This window comes from Streptomyces sp. NPDC005533 (genome assembly GCF_042871845.1).
Lineage (GTDB): Bacteria > Actinomycetota > Actinomycetes > Streptomycetales > Streptomycetaceae > Streptomyces.
Genome location: NZ_JBIAJH010000107.1, coordinates 1 through 6,490, shown reverse-complemented (window position 1 = coordinate 6,490; position 6,490 = coordinate 1). Strand labels below are relative to the sequence as shown.

The window sequence follows — 6,490 nt, the reverse complement described above, 5'->3', positions numbered from 1 at the left end:
CCATCCCCGCAACTACCTGGCCTTCCTCGGCCTAGCAGCCGCCCTCTGCTGCTACAAACGCCTCGTCCGCCTCACCACATAGGACACGGTCTAAGGAACTCAGCACTAGCCGTCCGTTCTGAGGCGCCTCGAACCGCAGGGAAATCTGTGACCGTCTCAGGACCACGGCGGCCGCAGCAACGGTTCATTCTGGACAAGCTTCGTCCAGTCTTCGACAGGCAGAGGCGGACCGCCACTGCCTGTCAGCGGAGCCCAACTCCACCGCAGCTGCATCCAAGGGCGCGCCGCCACGTACGACAGGGACCTACTGTCGTACAGTGACGGTGTTGATGAAGGTCAGCGGTGCCCGTAACCGGCTTTGGTGTCTGCGCTACTGCGTGTGCAGACACCAAAGCCGGCCCCCTCCAGCCTCCAATAGTGACATTTAGGCGTGAAGCCGAGGCGCGCGCCTTCTCCAACACGACGCCGACTTCACACACCCCGCCGGTCTGACACCCGGCCCGGCAGGGGTACGCGCGGTAGCCCGCGCTGAAATGGCGTGCGCGGGTCAGCCGGTGCCTAGATGCCTTGGACGAGTACCACCGGCCGGGGGTGTCACCCATGTGCGCTGCTCTGCCCGCTTCAACCCGGCATACGCTGTACATGCCGCGGTCGGAACTGGCAGAGGGCTTCAAGTGCACACATTCCTCGTGTAGTTGTCGGTCTGTTGCCAATACTGCGGGGGGTTTCGGACCGCAGCACCAGAGGTCCTCACCAGGGCTCAGTACACCAGCAGCGGATTGTGTCCTGAGCTGGTTGTAGTCGTTGTCAGGGCATGGTGGGAATTGCTGAGGCCTAGGAGTGGGCTGCGGGGTTGGATGTGGTGTTCGCTCGAGTTGCGGGTCGGTTCGGGCGGGCGATCTGCGGTGGCGGCTTCGAGATTACCTGCGTGCGCGACTACGCCGGTCACCGCACCTCGGACGGGTTCCAGCGGCTGCTGAACTCCAGGGGGCGTGGGACGCGGATGCACTGCGTGATGACGTCCGGGAGTACGTCGCCGGGCGGCGAGCGGGTGACCGTGAAGCATTGGCCGCGATCATCTTCGTGGCGACCTCGGGCTGCACGTGGCGGCAACTGCCGCCGGTTTTCGGCCCCAGCTGGCAGACGGTCTACCGACGCTTCGCCCAGTGGAGCCGGGCTCGGGCCTGGGCCCGCCTCCACCGCGTCATCCTCGACGAACTCGGTGTCTGTGGGGAACTGGACTGGTCGCGCTGCGCGATCGACTCCGTCAGCATGCGGGCTGCAAAAAAAGGGGGGTCTTTGACGCGACCGGATCCGACCGAGCGCGGCAGCCTGGAGTGAACATCCACCTGATCGCCGACAGGAGCGGACTGCCGCTGTCCCTGGGCATCTCCGGCGCCAACATGCACGACAGCCCCGGTGTGGAAGTGCTGGTGCGGGGCATCCCGACGAGGACCTCCTCGACGGCGGCCCGGCAAGCTCCACGCAGACAAGGGCTATGACTACGACCACCTGCGCCGCTGGCTCCGCAAACGCGGCATCCGCCCCTTCATCGCACGCCGGGGCATTGAACCCTCGCACCGGCTAGGCCGCCATCAGTCGTCGAACGGACCGTACCCGGGCACGCCGGCTGACGTCGCCTCCACCGCCGCTACGAACGCAAGGCTGACGCTTCCTCACTTTTCGCAGGTATAGCCGCAGCCCCCGCGTCGCCGCGCCCTCTGCCCCCAGGAGCCATACCGCTCTACACCAGATGGCCCAGTGCAGATGCATACCCGGTGGGGCTCGGCGACGCTGTACCCCGGCGTAGGTCGAGTGAAATGGCCCGCCTTATGCAAGCGAGAGAAGGGACTTCTCATGGTCAAACCGGCGGTTCTCGGCACAGTAGCCGCGATGCTTTTTGTCGTCGCCTCGGCCCCGTCAGCTTGGGCAGACGGAGGGGCGCCCTCCGAGCGAATCAGTGTAAAGGTGGCTTCAATCAACGGATCGGGCTGCCGCCCTGGCAGTACGGCCATCGCTGTGGCCCCGGACAATACTGCCTTCACGGTTACCTACAGTGAGTACCTCGCCCGGGTCGGCGGAGACAGTAGCACGGTCGAAGGGCGTAAGAACTGCCAGCTCTCCCTGGCTGTTAATGTCCCGCAGGGATACACCTACGCCATCGCCCAGGCCGACTACCGGGGCTTCGGAAGCCTGCAGCCAGGTGCGAGGGGCACTCAGAAGGCCAGCTACTACTTCCAGGGCATGAGCCAGACCGCGTACCGGACCCACCGTTTCCAAGGGGCGCTCGACGACAACTGGCAGGCTTCCGACCGCGCGGATATCCAAGCCCTCGTCTTCGCGCCGTGTGGGGAGAAGAGAAACTTCAATATTAACACCGAGCTGCGCGCTGAGGTGGGAACGTCGGACACGAGCAAGACCAGCTACATGGCGCTGGACTCGACCGATGGCAGCATCAGCAGCAAGTACCACTTCTCCTGGAAGAAGTGCACTGGAAACTGAGAATCAAAGGTGGAGGCCGGACCATCGAATAATGCATTCCAGCCGTTAATAATTTGAGTAAAGTCCCGCGAACGGCATATAGATGTCAGAGCTATCCGTTGTCTTGCTGACGCAGGGGCGTACATCATTCCCGTGGAATCCGGGGTAGGCGAGCGTACGATCATCGATTGCGTGGACGGACCCAGGTGGCCCGGCTCGCAATCCGCCTGGGAATCTCCGGGAGTCAGGAACTCCAAGGGAACGGGCCGGGGGCAGGCTACTCGAACGGGTCGTGATGGATATGGCTGTCCGTCAGGCGCGCGGTCTCTCATGAGTACAGCCCCAGGACTCCGGGGGTCCCTCCCAGAGGTCCTGTCCGAGTACGGACCGAGGTACGGGCGCGACGTCTTCCTCGGCAGGCCGGCCGAGATGATCGTCTCTGCGGCCGAGATACTCACTCTCTCCACCTTGCCCGACCCCGTCGCGGCGCGGTGAACCAGGGCGTTGCTTACTGCGCCGCTGGGCACGGCGCGGATATGAAATGTAAGCGTGCCGTCGAGGCGGGTCGCTGCGGTATTGGATCTGCGGAGGCGGTGTCGTAGCGGGTGTTGAGGTGGTCGGGGTAGGTGAAGGCGGTGTTGGCCGCCGACAGGGGCGATACGTCCGCAGGGCGGGGGCCGACGGCGGGCCGGTGACCGCGAGGCCCTGGCCGTTGGATGGTTCGGGACCTTTTTGGGCCCCGTGGCGGCCGCGTGTTCATTTGCGCTCTTGCGTTGATGAGCGGGAGGGGCGAGGCTCGTGCACGTCGATGCAGTCTGTTCGGTAGAGGAGTGCCCAATGGCCCTAAAGTTTCTGGGAATTTGGCCCAATACCCCCGACGACGGCTCGCCTACGATCTGGCTGGACGATACGACTGGAGATCTGGTCATCCAGTCATGGAAGGCTGATGAGGAGACTATCCGGCAGGCACAGGAAGTCGGCTCGGTGCCCGGCCACTCTACCGACGTACCAGACCATGAGACCGTGGTCCGGCTGCCCGCGAACATGCTCCAGTTCCTCCCCAGTCCGGACAGGGAGGTCAACGGTGGCAACCGCGGTACGTGAAGCACTGGCAAAGGCACAGCGCTCGGCGATGCACCTTGAGATGCGGGACAGCTACATGCTGGATGACCCGGAATTTGTTCGCTGGCAGCAGGGGCTCCGGTATGACCCGGCTGACCGTCAGTCATGGTGGCGCTCATGGCTGGACGTGGTGGCTGAGGCAACGGGGCGGGGGGTGGTCATCCGTCGTCTCCGCGTTGTCTCCGAGCCGCTGAGCGACTACGTTCGGTACGAGTACGACGGGACGTTTTCGAATATTGCAGCGGGCGAGGACGTGCGCTGGCTGCCCAGGTCCCGTGCGCGTGATCTTTTGCTTCCGGTGCTGGACGGATGGGTCATGGACGAGGAGACGGTGATCCTGCACCATTTCAGTGGTGAAGGACAGTGGACTAACCCAGGTATGGAAGTGCATCACGATCCGGCCTTGGCCATGCAGTATGCAGCGGGGTACGAGGCAGCGTGGGGGCGGGCCATCCCGCACGCGCAGTACCGGCCGGTCTGACGGGTACGCTCTATGCCTCTTTCTGCATCCTCCAGTGCTCAGCAGGCCCGGCAGGCCCTGGCTGATCGGCTCGCTGAGCTGGGCCGTGACGCTGGCTTGTCCGGCCGTGATATCGCCGAGTGTTGCGACTGGCACCCGTCCAAGTCCTCTCGGATCATGAACGCCCGTACGCAGCCATCCGCTGATGATATTCGGGCATGGTGCCGAGCCTGCGGGGCAGAGGAGCAGAGCGAGGACCTGATTGCCTCGCTGCGGACGGCTGAGGGCATGTGGGTTGGCTGGCGACGTATGGAGCGCGCCGGACTCAAGCACTCTCAAGAGGCACGCTTACCTCTCTACCAGCGGACCCGCCGTTTTCGCTCGTACTCGTCGTGGCTGGTACCGGGCATGATCCAAACGCAGCCGTACACGACCGCTGCACTACAGGCGATTCAGCGGCGGCGGGGCCTGGTGGACGACGTTGCCGCAGCGGTCGCTGTCCGGATGGAACGCCAGCGGGTCCTTTACGAGGGAAACCGCCGGTTCGCCTTCCTGGTGGAAGAGTCGGTGCTGCGATCCGGGATTGGCGGCTCGGAAGTCATGTCCGGGCAGCTTGGCCATCTGATCTCGATCGCCTCACTTCCCAACGTAAGCTTGGGAGTCGTACCCATGCAACCTGACCGGGAGCGCTGGCCGACTGAGGGATTCTGGATCTACGACACCGAGCAAGTCAACGTCGAGCTGGTCTCTGGCTACCTAACGATCACACAACCCAGCGAAGTGGCCATGTACGCCGGCACGTTCGCAGAACTGGCACAGGCGGCTGTCTACGGCGCCCAGGCCCGCGCACTGATCGCCTCAGCCATGGATGCCCTCGCCTGATTAGCGTGCAATCTCATGCAATCGTATGGGAGTTGCAGTCCTGAGCTGCCTAGTTTGGTGCTCATCGGACAACGCGAGGAGACGGCGAGGAATGATGGCTGACGACTGGACCCCCACTACAGCGACGTTCACGGGGGAAATGGCGAAAGGCTGGATCGGTGAGGTGCGCAACCTGTTCGACAGGGTTGCGTCCACGCCGCTGAGCGGTGGTTCCGGAGGGGCCGTGCAGCCCGCCCTGCGCAACCCTGCCGAAGCGGAGTGGTGACAGGCTCAGCCGTGGACGAGACCGACAGGGGAAAGAGTGCACGTGCCGTCGCACGCCCCGCGCAGCACTCGGACGGCATCCACCCGCGCGGAGAGATCACCATTACGGCACGCTGCTTGGACGGGGGATGCGAGTGGGCTCTGGGGCCGGCCCCGAACGCCAAAGCTGCCGAGCTCGCGATGAGGATGCACACGGGCGGTACGGGGCATCCGACGTCTGCCCGAACCTGTGAGGATGTTGTCCCTGCCCGCCGTAGGGAACCGAACGGGTGCGTGCGGGAAATCCCGCTACTTACCTCCGAAGAGCAGCAGCACGAGAGCAGCCCAAGCAGTCCCTGCCTCACAGCAGGCGGACAGTGGCACCCATCACCAGCCCGCGACGAGCAAGCGTTCATGCCCAGACACGGTGGCGGAGCAGGAAGAGGTTAGTGCGGAAGCAAGCATGATGAGGAAAGCAGCGGCCGCGGACAGTGCGGCGAAGGGCCAGGCATCGGCGTCGGCGGCAATTCGTCTGCTGGTTCCGTCCCACGTAGAAATAGCTACGGATCACCTGAGCGCAAAGAGGAGACGAATCCTCTTGCTAGTGCGCACCTCTGCGCTCTTCTCCAGGCACTCTGCAGTTGACGGACCGTCCGCGTGACGTGGATGGCGACGGTCCGTATGCCCCTCCAGCGGGCGCCACCTACTCGGACGTGGGTGCCACCTTGAGCGACGTGGGTACCGACCCTCCAACAAGACGATCAACGGCATGGATGTCCGGCCCGTCGCCCACGACCAGGCCCTTGGGCTCACAGGCCGTGTCGGCGGGGCCGGTGGCACCTGCCGCCCCCCGCCGCCGCGCCGGTGGATCAGCAGGTACAGCCGGCCGGTCACGGACTACCAGCTCGGTAGAAACTTAGTCGCGTCGAGCCAGGCGATTTGACTGCCCGCCCCCGCCACAGGGCAACCCTGCTCACCACGGTTACGGAGACCCGCTCCAGTCGAAAGCCATTGGTAGGCAGCTGCCAAGGCTTGGGCTGCGACTCGGCAGCTGCAGGCCCTCAGCCTGCCCGGGAAACTAACTCGTCGGTCAGCCGGTCATCCACGGCCCTTGCCGGCTGCGACTCGGCTGCTTACAGATCTTGGCCTCGGCCACGTTCTCACTGGTCATCGGTGCAGCCTCCATGGAGAGTTACACCGAACGATTGGCTCTGTCTCACATCCGGTGGTGACGGAGGGTTGTGTTATCCGAGGAGGATGCGGTGCCGGAGCAGGGTGAAGCCTGCTCGTCCGTGCATCTGG

General features: G+C 64.4%; 5 protein-coding genes and 1 pseudogene. All 6 read left to right on the top strand.

The features are described 5' to 3' along the window. Positions 1-1,041 precede the first annotated feature (1,041 nt). Positions 1,042-1,700: pseudogene (locus tag ACFYP3_RS36660) on the top strand (IS5 family transposase); the annotation flags it as partial. A gap of 157 nt (positions 1,701-1,857) precedes the next feature. Next, entirely contained in the window at positions 1,858-2,502 is a 645-nt protein-coding gene (locus ACFYP3_RS36655) for a DUF4360 domain-containing protein (protein WP_388842358.1), read from the top strand. 816 nt (positions 2,503-3,318) lie between these two features. Further along, complete coding sequence (locus tag ACFYP3_RS36650) at positions 3,319-3,585, top strand: hypothetical protein (RefSeq protein WP_388842360.1); 267 nt, start codon at positions 3,319-3,321, stop codon at positions 3,583-3,585. Beyond that, positions 3,566-4,084 (top strand): DUF6879 family protein, encoded by a 519-nt coding sequence (locus ACFYP3_RS36645; protein ID WP_388842356.1) that lies wholly within the window; start codon positions 3,566-3,568, stop codon positions 4,082-4,084. Before ACFYP3_RS36650 ends, ACFYP3_RS36645 begins: the two co-directional genes overlap by 20 nt. Before the next feature lie 12 nt (positions 4,085-4,096). Then, the gene (locus ACFYP3_RS36640; RefSeq protein WP_388842354.1) at positions 4,097-4,945 is read left to right on the top strand and encodes a helix-turn-helix domain-containing protein; all 849 of its coding nucleotides are present in this window, start codon (positions 4,097-4,099) and stop codon (positions 4,943-4,945) included. 91 nt (positions 4,946-5,036) lie between these two features. Further along, entirely contained in the window at positions 5,037-5,210 is a 174-nt protein-coding gene (locus ACFYP3_RS36635; protein ID WP_388842352.1) for a hypothetical protein, read from the top strand. The last annotated feature ends 1,280 nt before the right edge of the window (positions 5,211-6,490 follow it).